At 66.8% G+C, this 15,564-nt stretch carries 17 protein-coding genes and 1 pseudogene; 6 read left to right on the top strand and 12 right to left on the bottom strand.

The annotated features are described in order from the left end of the window. Positions 1 to 51: 51 nt before the first annotated feature. On the bottom strand, positions 52 to 849 hold the full coding sequence (locus tag OWC43_RS18120) for a LuxR C-terminal-related transcriptional regulator (RefSeq protein WP_393957686.1): 798 nt from the start codon (positions 847 to 849) through the stop codon (positions 52 to 54). 681 nt (positions 850 to 1,530) lie between these two features. Between OWC43_RS18120 and OWC43_RS18115 the strand changes: the two genes are divergently transcribed. Genes OWC43_RS18115 through OWC43_RS18105 form a run of 3 tightly spaced genes read left to right on the top strand, consistent with a single transcriptional unit; the run spans position 1,531 to position 4,127 of the window. After that, a complete protein-coding gene (locus tag OWC43_RS18115) occupies positions 1,531 to 2,049 on the top strand; it encodes a MarR family winged helix-turn-helix transcriptional regulator (protein WP_393957685.1) in 519 nt (172 codons plus the stop codon). A gap of 1 nt (position 2,050) precedes the next feature. Then, positions 2,051 to 2,419 (top strand): antibiotic biosynthesis monooxygenase, encoded by a 369-nt coding sequence (locus OWC43_RS18110; RefSeq protein ID WP_137827622.1) that lies wholly within the window; start codon positions 2,051 to 2,053, stop codon positions 2,417 to 2,419. A 31-nt stretch (positions 2,420 to 2,450) separates the two neighbouring features. Further along, the gene (locus tag OWC43_RS18105) at positions 2,451 to 4,127 is read left to right on the top strand and encodes an FAD-dependent monooxygenase (protein WP_393957683.1); all 1,677 of its coding nucleotides are present in this window, start codon (positions 2,451 to 2,453) and stop codon (positions 4,125 to 4,127) included. Positions 4,128 to 4,193: 66 nt separating this feature from the next. Here OWC43_RS18105 and OWC43_RS18100 read toward each other — a convergent pair whose 3' ends face one another. Further along, positions 4,194 to 4,574, bottom strand: a complete 381-nt coding sequence (locus OWC43_RS18100; RefSeq protein ID WP_393957681.1) for a DUF4267 domain-containing protein — start codon at positions 4,572 to 4,574, stop codon at positions 4,194 to 4,196. Positions 4,575 to 5,018: 444 nt separating this feature from the next. Between OWC43_RS18100 and OWC43_RS18095 the strand changes: the two are divergent. Next, positions 5,019 to 5,262 (top strand): annotated as a pseudogene (locus tag OWC43_RS18095) (efflux RND transporter permease subunit); the annotation flags it as partial. 133 nt (positions 5,263 to 5,395) lie between these two features. Here OWC43_RS18095 and OWC43_RS18090 read toward each other — a convergent pair. Further along, positions 5,396 to 5,677: a DUF2312 domain-containing protein gene (locus tag OWC43_RS18090; protein ID WP_137827626.1), complete on the bottom strand. Its 282-nt coding sequence runs from the start codon at positions 5,675 to 5,677 to the stop codon at positions 5,396 to 5,398. A gap of 104 nt (positions 5,678 to 5,781) precedes the next feature. Here OWC43_RS18090 and OWC43_RS18085 point away from each other — a divergent pair, with 104 nt between their 5' ends. After that, positions 5,782 to 6,648 (top strand): alpha/beta fold hydrolase, encoded by an 867-nt coding sequence (locus OWC43_RS18085; RefSeq protein WP_393957680.1) that lies wholly within the window; start codon positions 5,782 to 5,784, stop codon positions 6,646 to 6,648. A gap of 162 nt (positions 6,649 to 6,810) precedes the next feature. On the opposite strand, the gene OWC43_RS18080 is transcribed toward OWC43_RS18085, so the two are convergent. The 5 genes from OWC43_RS18080 to OWC43_RS18060 all read right to left on the bottom strand — a co-directional run bounded on the left by OWC43_RS18080 (position 6,811) and on the right by OWC43_RS18060 (position 11,499). After that, on the bottom strand, positions 6,811 to 7,908 hold the full coding sequence (locus OWC43_RS18080) for a two pore domain potassium channel family protein (RefSeq protein ID WP_393957679.1): 1,098 nt from the start codon (positions 7,906 to 7,908) through the stop codon (positions 6,811 to 6,813). A gap of 105 nt (positions 7,909 to 8,013) precedes the next feature. Further along, on the bottom strand, positions 8,014 to 8,223 hold the full coding sequence (locus OWC43_RS18075; RefSeq protein WP_393957677.1) for a hypothetical protein: 210 nt from the start codon (positions 8,221 to 8,223) through the stop codon (positions 8,014 to 8,016). 319 nt (positions 8,224 to 8,542) lie between these two features. After that, positions 8,543 to 9,382, bottom strand: coding sequence for an aldo/keto reductase (locus tag OWC43_RS18070; protein WP_393957675.1), 840 nt, complete (start codon positions 9,380 to 9,382; stop codon positions 8,543 to 8,545). A gap of 230 nt (positions 9,383 to 9,612) precedes the next feature. Continuing rightward, positions 9,613 to 10,782 carry a zinc-dependent alcohol dehydrogenase gene (locus OWC43_RS18065; protein ID WP_393957674.1) on the bottom strand — a complete coding sequence of 390 codons (1,170 nt, stop codon included), beginning with the start codon at positions 10,780 to 10,782 and terminating at the stop codon, positions 9,613 to 9,615. A gap of 12 nt (positions 10,783 to 10,794) precedes the next feature. Beyond that, complete coding sequence (locus OWC43_RS18060) at positions 10,795 to 11,499, bottom strand: SRPBCC family protein (protein ID WP_137827631.1); 705 nt, start codon at positions 11,497 to 11,499, stop codon at positions 10,795 to 10,797. A 465-nt stretch (positions 11,500 to 11,964) separates the two neighbouring features. Here OWC43_RS18060 and OWC43_RS18055 point away from each other — a divergent pair, with 465 nt between their 5' ends. Continuing rightward, positions 11,965 to 12,648: a type 1 glutamine amidotransferase domain-containing protein gene (locus tag OWC43_RS18055; protein WP_393957673.1), complete on the top strand. Its 684-nt coding sequence runs from the start codon at positions 11,965 to 11,967 to the stop codon at positions 12,646 to 12,648. Positions 12,649 to 12,970: 322 nt separating this feature from the next. Here the strand turns inward: OWC43_RS18055 and OWC43_RS18050 are convergent, their stop codons facing one another. The 4 genes from OWC43_RS18050 to OWC43_RS18035 form a co-directional block, all read right to left on the bottom strand. After that, a complete protein-coding gene (locus tag OWC43_RS18050) occupies positions 12,971 to 13,531 on the bottom strand; it encodes a type 1 glutamine amidotransferase domain-containing protein (protein ID WP_393957671.1) in 561 nt (186 codons plus the stop codon). 44 nt (positions 13,532 to 13,575) lie between these two features. Beyond that, the gene (locus OWC43_RS18045) at positions 13,576 to 13,878 is read right to left on the bottom strand and encodes a putative quinol monooxygenase (protein WP_137827634.1); all 303 of its coding nucleotides are present in this window, start codon (positions 13,876 to 13,878) and stop codon (positions 13,576 to 13,578) included. Positions 13,879 to 13,983: 105 nt separating this feature from the next. Then, positions 13,984 to 14,313 (bottom strand): zinc ribbon domain-containing protein, encoded by a 330-nt coding sequence (locus OWC43_RS18040; protein ID WP_137827635.1) that lies wholly within the window; start codon positions 14,311 to 14,313, stop codon positions 13,984 to 13,986. Positions 14,314 to 14,389: 76 nt separating this feature from the next. Further along, on the bottom strand, positions 14,390 to 15,544 hold the full coding sequence (locus OWC43_RS18035; protein WP_137827636.1) for a glutathione-independent formaldehyde dehydrogenase: 1,155 nt from the start codon (positions 15,542 to 15,544) through the stop codon (positions 14,390 to 14,392). Positions 15,545 to 15,564 lie beyond the last annotated feature (20 nt).

Raw genomic sequence — 15,564 nt, 5'->3', positions numbered from 1 at the left:
CGGTCTTCCGGCGCCGCGGCATGGATGAGGCTCCGAAGTCCTCAGCGAACGCTATCTTGCCAACGGATGTGTTGTTTCCAAAGACGTCTCTGTCGGAACCGGATGGGCGAGAGCCCAGATCGCGGCCTGTGTCCGGTTGCGAACATTGATCTTCCGCAAGATCCCTTTGACATGGATCTTCACTGTCGCCTCGGCGATGTCGAGTTGGCGCGCAATCATCTTGTTCGAAACGCCATCGACGAGGTATTTGAGGATGTCGGCCTCCCGATTGGTCAGCTGCGAGCACGGTAGCGAGGCAGGCAATTCCCCCTCGTCGTTCCCATCAACCGCAGTGTGCGCGACGCTCATGGTCGGCCGGGTGCCGATGTGAGGCAGGAAGCTATCCGACAAAACTCCGACATTGCCCAACACCACGTCGATGGTCCTGATCAACACTTCGGGCGAGATCGTGTGATCAAGTAAGGCATGAGCCGATAGCCGGATCGCCGCGTCGCCGACCGCGCATTCGCGCATATCGACCAGCACGACGATCCGTGCCTCCGCATTGGCCGCGCGGACGGCCAGTATGGCTTCGTCCAAACTTTCATCGGGCGATAGCTCGGTGATGAGGAAGAGCTGGGGCTTGCCGTCAACGATCACCCCCGGGTCCAGCAGCGACGGAATTTCATGGACATGGCGAAAACCATGTCCGGTGAGAATGCAATGCAAGCCCAGATTTTCGACGCTGCGACTTCCAACGATGAAGATCTGCGCTGAACACACATAGGCAGATTTAACACTGTTCAGCGAATGATTGGTGAGTCCCTCGTAGGGCGGCTTACCAAGCGATCCCTCGGGCCAGCTGCTCATTTTGGTCTCTCCCAACTCAAAAACTGTACGCCGATTTAAAGAATTCAGGTTGTTGATAACAAGATTGTGAGGCAAATGGCAAAAATTTTTTATCGAGTGTGACTTCAAGTGGGAATCGTTCCAACTCGACCATTGAAAATCGACTGGAAGCGTCTGACGGCAATCTCTTTCCGGCTGACCGAACCAGCTGCGGCCAAAGTTCTTGCCTTCTGTAGACGCAGTCTCACTCGCCTGCGCAGAGTATTAGAAACGTCCGTGACGCATCGCTGTGTGCATGACCGGGCTGTCTTCCCGATCAATCTGCAAATTATATGCCGGTTTTAGAAAGACTGTGCGACAGGACAAGGGGTTGAAGCAGTGGTCCGGTCCGGTGTGGTTGGCGCTATTGTCGAAATGCCCGTGTCTTTAGACAGCCGGATCGACTCAATCGAATAAGCGCTTCATCTCGGCTATTTCACCGGCGGCAACGTGTCCCTTTGTCGCGCCGTGTGACGCCCTGACTGATGATCCCCTGCTCTCGATCCGCAGAGCGGACCACTTCGACTGGGGGGCAGCAGCTCAAGACGTGGAACATGAGGCGGCGAGAGGCAGGTTCTCGCCAGCCTGGGAACAGACCTGATGTTCAAATATGACAATATGCTGTCTTGTTGACAAGTAGTTTCAAAATGCTATCTCGCTGTCATGAGCAGCGATCATCACGACGTCCCGCCAGACCCGACCCGCCTTCGTCGGGCGTGGACCGGTCTCGTCATCGAGATTTTCCGTCTGAACGGCGATCTGCTTGTCGCAGGCGATGCGCTGGTCGGCGACCTCGGGCTCACGAGCGCCCGCTGGCAGGTACTCGGCGCCATCGCGCTTTCGCCCGTTCCCCTGCCGGTCGCTCACATCGCCCGCAACATGGGCCTGACACGCCAGGCCGTTCAGCGCCTGGTCGACGACATGCGGGGCGACGGCTTCGTCCGCTTCGCCCCGAACCCCCATCACCGAAGGGCCATGCTGGTCGTGGCGACGGAGCAGGGGGACGCCGCTTATCGCTCGGCCATCGAGCGTCAGGAGCGCTGGGCCGACGCTCTCACGTCCGGCCTCTCACCGGAGGCGTTCGAAGCCGCCAGCACCCTGCTGCGCGAGATGCAACGGCGGATCGACCGATCGGAGCCAGCCCTCGCCGCGCTCGGCCAGTCTCAGTCGACAGGAGCCTGACATGCCCAAGTTCATCGAGATGGATCAGACCGTCACCCTGGCGGACCAATTGAAGGACGAGGGCGGCCCCGTCGTCCTGATCAACACCTTCGTCGTCCCGCCGGCGGACGCGGACAGCCTGCTCGCCGCCTGGACCGCCGACGCTGAGATCATGACGCGGCAGCCGGGATTTGTGTCGACGCAGCTGCATCGCGGCATCGCCGGGAGCGGCGTCTTCCTGAACTACGCCGTCTGGGACAGCGTCGCCGACTTCCGGGCCGCCTTCGCCAACCCCGAGTTCCGGGCCCGCCTGTCGGACTATCCCGCGAGCGCGACGGCGAGCCCTCACCTGTTCCGGAAGATGGCCGTACCCGGCATCTGCGACGCCTGAACCCGTCCGCTCTCCAGCCGAGGTGTCTTCCATGTCACGAAAAGCGGCTTCCGAGTCCTACGATGCCGATGTCATCGTCGTCGGCGCCGGCCCCGTCGGCCTGACCACCGGCTGCGCCCTACGCCATCACGGCGTCGATTGCCTGATCCTGGAGAAAAGAACCGAGGTCCGTGCCTATTCGCGGGCGAACAACCTCTGGGCGCGACCGCAGGAGCTCCTGGCCAGCATTGGCCTGCGTGACGCCCTGGCGGAGCGGGCCTACCCGATCCGGCTGGTGAACTTTTCCATGAACGGGACGCCGACGATTCCGATCCGGATCGACGATGTCGACAGTCCCTATCCTCAGGTCCTCTATAGCGGGCAGGACGTCATCGAGACGACCTTGATCGAGACCTACGCCGAGCGCGGTGGCCGCCTGGAGCGCGGCGGCAAGGTCGTCGCCGTCGCCCAGGATGAGGACGGCGTGAGCGTCACGGTGCGGCGTGGCGACGACGGGCCCGAGCAACGCCTGCGCTGCCGTTACCTCGTGGCCGCCGACGGAGCCAAGGGCACGGTGCGGCCCCAACTCGGACTCGATTTCGAGCCCGAGCGATTCGAGGGCCGGATGAACCGTCAGGTCGATGCCAAGCTGTCCTGGCGGCGTTCGCTGGAGCCCGACCAGCTCTGGTTCTTCTACTACGAGCGCGGATTCTGCGGCGTGATGCCGGTCTGGAGCGGCTATCACCGCCTCTTCTTCCTGGCCGACGACGCGGACGTGCCGGATCGTGACCCGACGCTCGACGAGATCCAGGCGGTGGCCCGCGAGGTCACGGGCGACGCGACCCTGACGCTGACCGATCCGCAATGGCTCACCCACAGCCGCTTCCAGTACGGCGTCTCACCGGCCTACAGCCAGGGCCGGGTGTTCCTGGCGGGCGATGCCGGGCACCTGTCCCTACCCATCGGCGGCCAGGGCATGAATGCGGGCTTGCACGACGCTGTCGAGATCGCGTGGCGCCTCGCCGCGACCTTACGGGGCGAGGCGGCGCCGGTCCTGCTGGGATCCTACGACGCCGAGCGCGGCGGCGAGCATGCGAGGCTGAGCGCCCAACAGGCGAAGGGTTTTCGCCGCACGGTCTACCGTGGGCCGGTCACCGATGCGGCTCTGGGCTTGGCTGCCAAGGTGATGCCGGGCATCGGTGCCCTGCTTCAGGGCACGGACGACCTGCAGCAACTCTCGGTGAGCTATCCGAAGAGCCCGCTCAACGAAGACCATCTCTCCGGGGTGTCCCGTGTCCTGCGGCGCGGGCCTGGACCCGGCGAGCGGGCTCCCGAGGCGGAAGTGACCCATGACGGCCAGACGACCTCGCTGTTCCCGTTCCTCTACAATCCGGACGAGCGCACGACGGGGTGGGCTCTGCTCTGCTTCGACGGGCGGTCCCCGGAAGCCGGCGCCTCGCTGCGCGCCGCCATCGCGGCCGTCGCGCCTTGGGACTCGGTGCGACCGCGGCTCGTCCTCGCCGGCCCCGTCGTCGAAGCCGCCGGCACCCCCGTCCTCTCGGACCTCGACGGCAAGGCGCACGGCGCCTACGGCCTGGACGGCCAGCCTGCCCTCGTCCTGGTCCGCCCCGACGGACACATCGCCTTCCGCGACACGGCGGAGGCTCCCGATCGCTTGGCTGCCTATTGCCGGCGCGTCTTCTCCGACGAAGCCGAGGCTAGGATCTGAAGAACGGTGCGGTCGCCCGACGATGGGGCCCGGCCGCGCAGCAGGTCGGGCGGCTCGAACGGAATCTCAGGCGGCCCCTATGATCAGGGGGATGGCGCCCGCGATCATCAGCACGGCCGTCGCGCCATGAATGCCGAGCGCCCGCGCGGCCGAGCCACGCGCGGCCAGGATGAGCGACAGGTCGCCGGCCGGGATGAGGGCTTCCACCATCAGGACGATCCCGAGCACGCGCGACCCGCCCCACGCCATCACGGCCAGGACGACCAGCCCGGAGACGATGTCGCGCACGCCCTTGAGGCGAAGCCACCACGCGACGTTCGCGCCCGCCTCCGGCAACGGCAAGCCGAAGCTTCGCGTCGCCGCCCGCGGATCCGTCAGATACATCAGGCCGATCGCGATGATCCCGAGGGCGGCCAGCAACGCGACGCCGGTCGAAAACCAGTACATGCGCAACTCCTTGTCGTCTCCGGACGCGACCTCAGTACGGAGAGCGTTTCGGCGTCGGTCACCCGGGTATAACGGGTGAGCTCGGCGGCCGACGCTCGCGCTCGCCGCGCGGCGACGCCAGACCCGTCGATCGGCATAACCGATGTCCGAGAAGCGTCCCGCCCCTACCCCGTTATCGAGTCCGTTGCGCTCCCTGTCCCTGCGGCTGGCATTCACGGTCTCGATGTGCGGGGCCCGCGCTGGGCGGGGGGCATCGTCAGGAGCGAGCTGGACTTGAGACGGGTCTCGTCAACGCGATGTGGCCAGCGAAGATGCCAATGAGGCCGACCACGAGGCGATGATGGGGCCCGTGGTGGACCGCCTGCTCCTGCGCCGGGTCATCGCAGGCGGCGATGCGGATACGCGCCTGCGTGCTGGAAGCCTGTGCAAGGGGCCCCCGGGAGGACGTCGAGGGCCTTCATCATGGGCGTTCTGCCGCTGGTGACCCCGACGGGGGGCCGGATTGGAGATACGCAGCGCAACGGGTGTTGCGGTGTTCTCCGACATGATCGGCGTGACCGCCTTCGGCCTGTTCCTGACGCCGGTCTTCTACGTGCTGCTGCGCCGTCTGCCGGGTCACCGGCCGCTCAAGCAGCACGGCGTCGGCGCACCGGTCCCCGCGCGAGACCCGATCGAGCAAGCCGCGTAGGGGCTGGTTCCCGACCGCGTGATCTCGACTCCCGACGCTGCATCGCCATGCACCCCGACCTGCCATGCGCGGCGGTGCAGGTGACCGGAAGAACACCGGGCCTCACGGAGGGGCCCGGTGGTGAGGGCGCCGATCAGGCCGCCTGCGCGATCGGCGCAGGAGCAGGCGCATCCATCGCGCGCAGATACAGGTCCAGCAGCGTCTCCTGCTCGTCGCGCTCGTCCTTGTCCTGCTTGCGGAGCTTGAGGATTTCCTTCAGCACCTTGACGTCCAGCCCCTCGCCTTTGGCCTCGCCGAAGATCTCCTTCTTGGTCTCCATGAGATCCTTGATCTCCTCGTCGAGACGCTCGATGCGCTCGATGATGGAGCGGATCCGGTCGCCTGCGATGCCCACGGTGTCGGTCGTGTCGGACATGCTCACTCCTTGCGCTGATCCGGATCGGCAACCTGGCGGGTCAGGGTAAGCGGGCGGTTAAGACGGCGCGCCTCGTGAGGCAGGGTGAGCGGCAAGGCGAGACGATGCGTGTGTCCCTCCGTTGGATCGCTGCGACGGCCGGTGGCGTTCTGGTCGTTCTACTCGGCGGCCGGATCTTGGCTGGGCAGCGTGCCCGCCCGGGGCAGCCCACGCGCCTCGGACGGTTGGAGGCGCGATACGATCGCGTTGCCGGCATCACCCTGCACGCGCGTGTGTCGGTCGACACCGTACCGGAGGGCCGCCTCCCCGTGATTTTGGTCCACGGGCTCGGGATGTCGAGCCGCTACATGATCCCGCTCGCGGAGCATCTTGCCCCGCATGTGCGGGTCTTTGCGCCGGACCTGCCCGGCTTCGGCCTGAGCGACAAGCCTCGGCGGACGCTCACGGTAATCGAAGTCGCCGACGCATTGGCGGCGTGGATGCAGGTGATCGGAGTGAAGCGCGCGGCCTTCATCGGCAACTCGCTCGGCTGCGAGGTGCTGGTGGAACTGGCCATCCGGCACCCGCACCTTGTCGATCGCCTCGTCTTGCAGGGACCGACGCCGGACCCGGACGCGCGGAGCCTCGTTCGGCAGATTGCGGGGTTCTTCCTCATCGCGCCCTTCGAGCGCTGGTCGCTCGCCTGGGTGGCGCTCGTCGACTATGCCCGCGGCGGCATCGGACGCTACATCCGGACCCTGCACAGCATGGTCGACAATCGCATCGGCGGGAAGGCGCTTCGGGTCGCTCAGCCGGCGCTCGTGGTCTGGGGCAGGCGCGACTACATCGTCCCCTACCGCTTCGTCGTGAGCCTCGCCGATGCGTTGCCGCGCGGTCGTCTGGTCGTCATCCCCGGCGCGGCCCACGGAATCAACTATTCGCATCCGAAGGCATTCACCGCTGTCCTCCTCCCATTCCTGCTGAGTGCCTGAAGGAAGTGCTCAACTGGGTGTCGGTTTCGAGGGGGCGGATCGAGACACCGGCGGCGGCGGCGACAGGCCGGGTGAACGCATCGCCGCCCACCCCCCGGCCGCCGATCTCGCGCCATCGCGAAAGCCGGCCACCCCCTCGGCATCGTGGATCCGGCTCGTGCCTCAAGGCGTCTGCGATCCCCGCGCTTCGATGTCTTCGCTTCGATAGGCCATGGCGGGGGCGAGACGGGCGATGTGCGGCCACCATTGCGCGCGCAGATCGAGATAGGCCTGCGCGGCCGACTCCTCTCGGGCAACCGGAATGCCTGCCTCATCGAGGCGGGATACGGCGGTCTCCCAATGCGCGCGCCACCGTTCTCGCTCGGCGGGATCGACGGTGTCGGCGGTGGGCGGATCGCCGGGCAGGAAAGCCGTTTCGAGCGTGAGCACCAGCATCTGCGACACGCGCCAGAGCGTCTCGACCGCTGCAGCCTCCTTCAACCACGCGGCATCCTTGCCGGCGAGCGAGCTGCGGATGAGCGACGCCGTATCGAGGGTGAGATGGGCCTGGGTCGAGACCGAGTAGTAGGGCTGTTCGAAGCGGAAATAGAACAGCACCGGGTAGAAATGGTGCGTTTCCTTCATCGCGGTCATGGCGTCGCCGAGGCTGATCAGATGGCTGTATCCGGCGCTGAACTGTCCCCGGGCCCCGACCCGCGCCAGCAACTCGCCCGCATCGGAGGTCTCACCCGAGAGAACGTGGAGCCGCAGGCCGAGGGCATTGCGCTGCCGAAGAGCGCCGTAGACCTGCATGATGTAGGTCAGGACCAGAGAGGTCGCCGTCATCCCGACCAAGGAATTCACCAGATACACGACGCGGTAACCGTCGCTCGTCGGCCGGAAGTCGCTGGCGCCGACGATCGCCATGCTGCTGCCCCCGGCATAGAGCGCGGCGAGAAAGTTCGTCGGTGTCGGGCCGTTGCCCGCCTGCACGCCCGTGCCGAGCCCGGGATGGATGATGAGCCCGGCACCGAGCGTCAGGCCGATCGCCCAGAGAAGGACGTAGAGAAGGAGGATGACCGGCCCGCAGAAGGAGAGGACGGTCCCGCGTCGCGCGCCGGCCGCCTCCGCGGCGCGGCGAAAGGCGCTCCAGACGACCTGTGCGGCACGCTCGGCCATCAGCCCCGTGCCGATGCGGGCGTAGAGGACGGTGAGGAACACGTCGAGCAGGACGATCCCCATCACGAGGGCCCCCAGGGCGCGTTCGAGGACGGACATCATGATCGACCTGCGGCCGGGAGGCCTCCTGCGCGGCCCGTGCCGCCCCATCATCGCGAACCGATCGCGATCGTCCCCGTTCCTGCGGTCGAGTCCCTAGGACAAGTCCTATCGGGACGGCGCAGCCTGGGAAGGGTTCAGGTTGGGCCTCGTGCCGGGCAGTTGCTGGGGCGGGGGATCCAACTGGTAGAACCGGTCGACCGCGGTCCAGAAGGCGCGCTTCATTTCGGGGCATTTCCGGTCGAGCACCGCCTCGATGGCTGTGGCGGCTTCGCGTGCGAAGGCATGTCGCTCCGCTTCCGATAGGCCGTCGGTCATGACCGTCGCTCCGGATCCGCGGCCGGGTCGGCCGCCCTGGGGAGATCAAGGGTGACGCGGCGTGGGTCGCGGGACGATCCGGATCGTTCCGTAGGTCGGCCACCGGATACCCGAACAGCGAGTGCGCCGGACGGACCCCAACCCGTCGCGCCGACCCGTCCGGCCCGACGACCGGGGCGCGGGCCGCGCGACCGCCTCTGCCGGCCAAGCGGGCATCGTACTCGAAAGCGTGCTGCTTTTTCAGAGAAGCAGCACGCTCTAACTACCTATGTCGCAAGATGATTTCGGAAAACCGGATCCCACTTTTCCGCATCATGCTCTAGAGCATGGGAAGGCGACGCGGTCGTGGGCCGAGCGGAAACGCCGCGTCGAGCCGGGCGATATCGGCTTCCGTCAGCGAGAGCGTGCCCGCGCCGGCATTGTCGGCGGCGTGCTCCGGGCTGGACGCTTTGGGGATCGTGAAGGTGGAGGGGCGCCGCACGAGGAATTGCAGCGCGACCTGGCGCGCGGTCGCGCCATGGCTCCCGGCGATGTCCGCCAGTACACGACCGCCCGGCATGCGCGGGTCGGGAAAGCTGCCGTGACCGAAGGGGCTATAGGCGACCACGGCGACGCCGTGCGCCTCGCACCAGGGCTGCACGGCGTGCTCGATCGCCCGTTCCTCCAAGTGGTAGAGGACTTGGTTACAGGCGATCAGGCCCTCCCCACCCGCTTTCCACGCGGCCTCGAGGTCAGGCACGTCGAAGTTGCTCACACCCCAGGACCGGATCTTCCCCTGCTCGCGAAGTCGCTCGAAGGCGGCGAAGGTGTCCTCCAGCGGATGCGGACCGGGCCAGTGCAGCAGATAGCAATCCAGCCTGTCGGTGCGCAGGCGCGCGAGCGAGCGCTCGCACGCCGCGACGGTCCCGTCGCGCGACGCGTTGTGAGGGAGGACCTTGGAGACGAGGAAAACCTCATCGCGACGTCCGGTGATCGCCTCGCCGATCACGATCTCGGCGTCGCCGTACATCTCGGCGGTGTCGACATGCGTCATGCCGAGATCGAGACCCCGGCGCAGGGCTGCGACCGCGGTGGGCCGGTGCGCGTCGTCGATGTACCACGTTCCCTGCCCGATCACCGCAACCTCGCGCGGCACCGGACCGAATGAACGGCTCTCCATGCCCTTCGCTCCTTATGAAGAAGGCGCCTGCTCCGCAGCGCCGGCTGGTTTCGATGGCTTGATCGCGAGCATCGATCCGAAAGGTGGGGGCTGGCTTCCGGCAGAAGGCCGATGCGGCACGAGCCGCGTACGGCTTGTCCTGAACCGGATGGTCAGGACAAGCCTCGCGGCAGGTCCCGTGACCTTCTGCCCGGAGCTCGCCGAGAGGCGGGCTACGCCGGCAGAGGCGCTTACGGCGCGAACACCGCGCGCACGCAACCGTCCGTCTTGTGCTTGAACATGTCGTAGCCGCGTGGGCCCTCCTCCAGGGAGAAGCGGTGCGTGGCGAGATAGGCCGGGTTGAGTTCGCCCTTCTGCGCATGGGCCAGCAGCCGGTCCATGTAGCCCTGCCCGTGCTGCTGGGCGCTGCGCACCGTCATGCCCTTGTTCATGATGACGCCCATCGGGAACTTGTCGATCACTCCGTAGACGCCGAGCACCGACAAGGTGCCGCCTTTGCGGCAGGCCATGATCGCCTCGCGGAGCGCCTGAGCGCGGTCCGTCTCCAGGCGCAGGGCCTGCTTCACGCGGTCATAGGCATATTGGGGCCCGGTGCCGTGCGCCTCCATCCCGACGGCATCGATGCAGGAATCCGGCCCGCGCCCGCCCGTCATCTCCTTCAACGCTTCCAGCACACTGTGCACCTGCGTGTAATCGAGGGTCTCGGAGCCGGCATGCTCGCGCGCCATCCGTAGCCGCTCGGGGAAGCGGTCGATCGCGATCACCCGCTCGGCGCCCATCAGCCGGGCGCTCTGCTGCGCCATCAGGCCGACGCCGCCGCAGCCCCACACCGCGACCGTGTCGCCCGGCCGGATGCCGCAGAAATCAGCGCCCATATAGCCCGTGGGCGCGGCGTCCGAGAGGAACAGCGCCGTCTCGTCCTCGACGCCGTCGGGGACCTTGAAGCAGTCCACGTCGGCATGCGGCACGCGGATATACTCGGCGTGGGACCCGGCATAACCCCCGAAGGCGTGCGTGTAGCCGTAGATGCCGGCGGTCGGATAACCGAGCAGCGGCTCCTGCAATTCCGGCTTCGGGTGCGTGCAGTCGCAGAGCGAGAACAGCTTCTCCTGGCAGTACCAGCATTCGCCGCAGGAAATGAACGAGGGGACGACGACCCGGTCCCCCTTCTTGACCTGCTTCACCGCCGATCCGACCTCGACGACCTCACCCATGAACTCGTGGCCGATCACGTCGCCGGCCTTCATGGTCGGGATGTAGCCGTCGATGAAATGCAGGTCCGAACCGCATGTCGTCGACAACCGGACCTTCAAGATGGCGTCGCGTGGGTTGACGATTTCCGGATCTTTGACGCTTCCGACGCGCAAGTCGTTGACGCCATTCCAGTAGAGCGCGCGCATGACCCAACTTCCTCAGCGGGGATCGCGCCGGGCCGCCGGCTGACGATCGGTGGTGGGAATCTCGCCGGTCAGGACGAGGCTCTTGAAGGCGCGAAGGGCCTTCGACGCGAGTTCCTTCGGCACGACACCGTCGAAGAAGCGGACGGCCACGTCGCCGAGCATGCCCCCGGGCGGATCGAACCGGACGCGCAACGTGGCGACCGTGCCGCGACCGGCTTGCGCCGCGCGGAAGCGAATCTCGATCTCCGTCACCAACGCGGCGCCGTCCGCGCTTGCGCGGATCAACGCGCCGGGCCGCTCCTCGCTGATCTGCATGACCCAGGCGTGACTTTGACCCAGCGGGCCGTCGGCCCGCCATTCGCTCCGTCCATCGCCGGACGGGCGAATATCCGCCAGGAATGCCAGAACCCGCGGGAGGGTCGCCGGGTCTCGCCAGACCCGATAGAGTTCGTCGGCGGAGCGCTCGATCGTGAGGGAATATTCGACTTCGGGCTCCGCATCCCGGCCATGGGCAGCGCCGGTCCCTCGCGCGCTCTCTCGACCCGGCTGAACGAGCCTCTGGGCGCCGAGGACGGCCAGAGCCGCCACGCCGGCTGCCCCGGCCAGGGCCCATCCGACCTCACCGAAGCTGGGCCCGGCGGCCTCTCGCGAGCCGGCCGAAGCGCGACCATGCTCCGTGCGGTCGCGCGTCCTGGCGTGGTCGTGTCGATCAGCCATGGATCGCCCCCTTCGGTTGATAGCGACACGGCGCAAACGCGCGTGCCGGTGAGGTGTCGGGTCTGGATGGGAGCCATCGACTCCGAGCCTTCCCCTCATCGTGATTGAAAAACCCCGGCTTGAGCGCGTTGGTTTGATAAGGGGTGTCCCTAAGGATGCTCTCGTCGCGTGTGCGAGCCGGACGCCGACACCATGTGATCACGCGTCGAGACGATCACGCCCTCGGAACGCTGGAACTCAGCGTTCCACCCATCGAATGTCGTAGCGGGCCGGGTGCTCGTCCGGCAGGCGAGCGCCTGACCTTTCCTGTTCTCGGGCAGCCGCGCGCTGGTCCCAAGCAAGGACAAGGACAGCCAATGCCGCGAGACGACCACCGAGCCTTCAAGGGCGGGATCACGTCCTTTTGCACCTGACCCGCTCGCACATGGACGCATGACGGCCCCAGACCGGTCCCGGAGAATGACGATGAAGATCCTGATGGTGCTGACCTCGCACGACCGGCTCGGCGACACCGGCCGCAAGACCGGGTTCTGGCTCGAGGAACTCGCCGCGCCCTACTACGTGTTCAAGGATGCCGGTGCGGAGGTCGTCCTTGCCTCGCCGAAGGGGGGGCGTCCGCCGCTCGATCCCAAGAGCGGCGAGCCGGATTCTCAGACAGACCTGACCCGGCGCTTCGAGGCGGACAGCGAGGCCAACGCTCTCCTGTCGAATACAGGCCGGCTCGACAGCGTCAGCCACGAGGGCTTCAACGCGGTGTTCTACCCCGGTGGGCATGGCCCCCTGTGGGATCTGGCCGAGGACCCCGCCTCGATCCGGTTGATCGAGACGACGCTCCAGGCGGGTAAGCCCGTCGCCCTGGTCTGCCACGCCCCCGGCGTGTTGCGTCATGCCAAGGCGCCCGACGGCAAGCCCCTCGTCGAGGGCAAGGCGGTCACCGGCTTCACGAACACGGAAGAAGAGGCGGTCGGCCTCACCAAGGTGGTTCCGTTCCTCGTCGAGGACGAGCTCAAGCGGAACGGCGGCGTGTTTTCCAAGGCCGGCGACTGGGCGCCGTACGTCGTCGGGGATGGCTTGCTGATCACCGGGCAAAACCCGGCCTCGTCCGGACCGACGGCCGAGCGTCTCAGGCAGTACCTCGCCGGTCGATAACCGGCCCTGCCCGATCACCCCGCGAGAGGCTTCCGCAGCCCTTTGCGGGTCCCTTTCGGGCCTGCCGCGACGGCGTGCGTCAAACACGACCTGCGACCGGATAGGGCGCTGCCCGCCCGGTCCCGTCGAACCTCAAGAGGCTGGAGCGAGCGGCTGACGGCTCCCATCCCGGCTCCTTCGGCAAGCGTGAGAGCGTCTTCGGCGTCGGCTCTCGGGACTTGATCGCGCTTTCGCTTCGCTCAACCCCGAGTGACCTGTGCCGGAGACAGGTGGCCGGCGCGCGTGCCGGTCGGCGACACTCTCGTTCGATGCGAGGAAGGATTCAGGCGGGCCGATTGCCTCCGCCTGCACCCGCGAACAGTGTGATCACCTCGCGATTGAACGCCGGTATGTCGTCGGGCTTGCGGCTGGTGACCAGATTCCCGTCCACGACCACCGCCTCATCCACCCAATCCGCCCCTGCATTTTGAAGATCTGTCCGGAGCGACGGCCACGAGGTCAGGCGTCGCCCCCGTGCGGCGCCCGCCTCGATCAGGGTCCAGGGTCCGTGGCAGATCGATGCCACGGGCTTGCCGGCCTCGAAGAAGGCCCTGGCGAACGCGACGGCCTTCTCGTCCATCCGGAGGGCATCGGGATTGATGACGCCGCCCGGCAGGAGAAGGGCATCGAATTGGTCCGGCTTCGCTTGGTCCAGGGGCAGGTCGACGGGCAGGCTGTCCCCCCATTCCGTGAACTTCCAGCCGCGAACCTGACCGTCTTTGGGTGATACGATCGACGTGTCGGCGCCGGCCTCGTCGAGAGCCTTGCGCGGTTCGGTCAGCTCGACCTGCTCGAAGCCGTCCGTGACCAGGATGGCGACTCTCAATCCGCTGATATCGGCCATAGCGTTGCTCTCCTCGATGGGATGGATGGGGGCGTCGGCCGCCGTTACTGGGGAAGCTTCGCGGCCAGCACGTCGATCTTCCCGATCGAAGGCGGCTCGGCGAACAGGTCGGGCGCCTGCGCTTTCAAGGCCTGCGCGACGCCGCCGGCGAGATGAGCTTGCCGGCCCGCCTCGTCCGGGAAGGCGTCGAAAATGCCGAAGGTCGACGGTCCCATCCGAACCGCGAACCAAGCTGTCGTCCCCGCCTCCTGCTCGACGATCGAAAGACCGTCGCGCAGAAACCGCTCCACATCGGCCTCTCGTCCGGCCTTTGCCTGCAATTGCACGAACAGCGCTTTGGTCACCATGGCGGGTCCTCCCCGATATTGAGGCTTTCCGGTCCCGGCCCGAGCCGCGCGTCGCACCGAGAGCGGCGACCAGGATCGGGGCCGGTGCGGCGCATCGGACGGCGCTCATCGCCCAGTCCGAGGTAGCGGGCCGCTCGACGAGAAGACGCGGCCGGTCGAAGACAGGGCGCTCGGGATCGGCGCCCGCCGCATGCAGCAGCCGCAGCCGGCGGGATGGCCCCCTCTCGCAGGGCCTGGGCGGCGCGCATCCCGCTCGTTCGAGGCGAGAACGCTGCGCCGGGTCGGGTCCATGCTGGCAATGGCGGGCGCGGTGAGGAAGGTCCGCGATGCCCCGCTGCCGCAGACCGGGCAGGCACTGGGCTCCCGGAACTCCGCCATCGGTCGCATCGCCGTGAACGGCCCGCAGGCCGAGCACGTGTAATCGTAGTTCGGCATGGGGACCCTCAGGCGCGCGACGGTTGCGAAAGCGTTGCTGGAGCGGCCGACGGAATTGCCGCGCCAGCCTTTCCGGTTACGCGGCGGTCTTGAGAACGACTTTGGTCCAGCCGTCGTCGCGGGCATCGAAATGCTTGTAGGCGTCCGGTGCCTCGTCCAGCGGCAGCTCGTGCGAGACGATGAACGACGGCTGCGCCCGCCCGGCCGAGATGAGGTCGCGCAGCTGGCGGTTATAGGCTTTCACGTTGCACTGACCCGTGCCGATGTGCTGGCCCTTGAACCAGCAGAGCCCGTAGTCGAACACGATCTCGCCCTGCTTGTAGAGCGGGTCCTGCGGCGCCGGGTCGGATGGAACGAAGACGCCGACGACGCCGATGCCGCCGGTGAATTTCACCGACTTCACGAGGTCGTTCATGGTCATGTTGGGGTGCTCGTGTCCCTCCGGATCGTGGGCTTGGTAGCCGACACACTCGCAGCCACGGTCGGCCCCGATGCCGTTCGTCAGTTCAAGCACTTGATCGACCGGGGAGCCTTTGGAATCGTCGATGGGCAGGGCGCCGATCGAACTCGCGAGGCGCAGGCGGTCGGGATGGCGATCGACGACCATGACCATGCTGGCGCCCTTGATCATCGCCGAATGGGCGGCCATGAGCCCGACCGGGCCGGCCCCGTAGATGACGATCGACTCGCCGGGACGCAGTCCGGCCAACTCGGTGGCGTGCCAGCCGGTCGGGAAGATGTCGGCCAGCATCACGTAATCGTTCTGCCGTTCCTCCGCATCCGGCGGCAGCTTCAGGCAATTGTAATCCCCATAGGGGACGCGCAGCAGATCGGCTTGGCCGCCCCGATACGGACCCATGTCGGCGAAACCGTAGGCGGCGCCGGCCATGTTCGGTACGACGCTCCGATCGGCCGTCGTCAGGCAGAACGCGCTTAAGCCGCGCTCGCAGTTCTTGCAGAACCCGCACCCGATGTTGAAGGGAACGGCGACCCAATCCCCCACCTTCACCCGGTCGATGGCACTTCCCACTTCGGCCACTTGGCCGAGATTCTCATGGCCGAACACGCCACCGCGCGGGAAATCGGTCCGGCCCTCGTACATGTGCAGATCGGAGCCGCAGATATTGGTGCTCGTAATCCGCACCAGCACGTCGGTCGGCCGCTCGATGCGCGCGTCGGACACGTCCTGTACCGCCACATCACGTGGACCATTGTAGACGACGGCTCTCATCGCGCTCTCCTGACCTGAAA

The sequence above is a fragment of the Methylorubrum sp. POS3 genome (genome assembly GCF_043352485.1).
Lineage (GTDB): Bacteria > Pseudomonadota > Alphaproteobacteria > Rhizobiales > Beijerinckiaceae > Methylobacterium > Methylobacterium suomiense.
The sequence above is the reverse complement of the archived record's forward strand: the minus strand, read 5'-3'. Positions and strand labels throughout refer to the sequence as shown.

Coding starts and splice junctions, on each gene's coding strand:
- OWC43_RS18100 (WP_393957681.1), bottom strand. CDS start 4,574: ATGTACTGGTTTTCGACCGGCGTCGCGTTGCTGGCCGCCCTCGGGATC.
- OWC43_RS18075 (WP_393957677.1), bottom strand. CDS start 8,223: ATGACCGACGGCCTATCGGAAGCGGAGCGACATGCCTTCGCACGCGAA.
- OWC43_RS18090 (WP_137827626.1), bottom strand. CDS start 5,677: ATGTCCGACACGACCGACACCGTGGGCATCGCAGGCGACCGGATCCGC.
- OWC43_RS18035 (WP_137827636.1), bottom strand. CDS start 15,544: ATGAGAGCCGTCGTCTACAATGGTCCACGTGATGTGGCGGTACAGGAC.
- OWC43_RS18060 (WP_137827631.1), bottom strand. CDS start 11,499: ATGGCTGATCGACACGACCACGCCAGGACGCGCGACCGCACGGAGCAT.
- OWC43_RS18065 (WP_393957674.1), bottom strand. CDS start 10,782: ATGCGCGCGCTCTACTGGAATGGCGTCAACGACTTGCGCGTCGGAAGC.
- OWC43_RS18115 (WP_393957685.1), top strand. CDS start 1,531: ATGAGCAGCGATCATCACGACGTCCCGCCAGACCCGACCCGCCTTCGT.
- OWC43_RS18055 (WP_393957673.1), top strand. CDS start 11,965: ATGAAGATCCTGATGGTGCTGACCTCGCACGACCGGCTCGGCGACACC.
- OWC43_RS18085 (WP_393957680.1), top strand. CDS start 5,782: ATGCGTGTGTCCCTCCGTTGGATCGCTGCGACGGCCGGTGGCGTTCTG.
- OWC43_RS18105 (WP_393957683.1), top strand. CDS start 2,451: ATGTCACGAAAAGCGGCTTCCGAGTCCTACGATGCCGATGTCATCGTC.
- OWC43_RS18050 (WP_393957671.1), bottom strand. CDS start 13,531: ATGGCCGATATCAGCGGATTGAGAGTCGCCATCCTGGTCACGGACGGC.
- OWC43_RS18045 (WP_137827634.1), bottom strand. CDS start 13,878: ATGGTGACCAAAGCGCTGTTCGTGCAATTGCAGGCAAAGGCCGGACGA.
- OWC43_RS18120 (WP_393957686.1), bottom strand. CDS start 849: ATGAGCAGCTGGCCCGAGGGATCGCTTGGTAAGCCGCCCTACGAGGGA.
- OWC43_RS18080 (WP_393957679.1), bottom strand. CDS start 7,908: ATGATGTCCGTCCTCGAACGCGCCCTGGGGGCCCTCGTGATGGGGATC.
- OWC43_RS18110 (WP_137827622.1), top strand. CDS start 2,051: ATGCCCAAGTTCATCGAGATGGATCAGACCGTCACCCTGGCGGACCAA.
- OWC43_RS18040 (WP_137827635.1), bottom strand. CDS start 14,313: ATGCCGAACTACGATTACACGTGCTCGGCCTGCGGGCCGTTCACGGCG.
- OWC43_RS18070 (WP_393957675.1), bottom strand. CDS start 9,382: ATGGAGAGCCGTTCATTCGGTCCGGTGCCGCGCGAGGTTGCGGTGATC.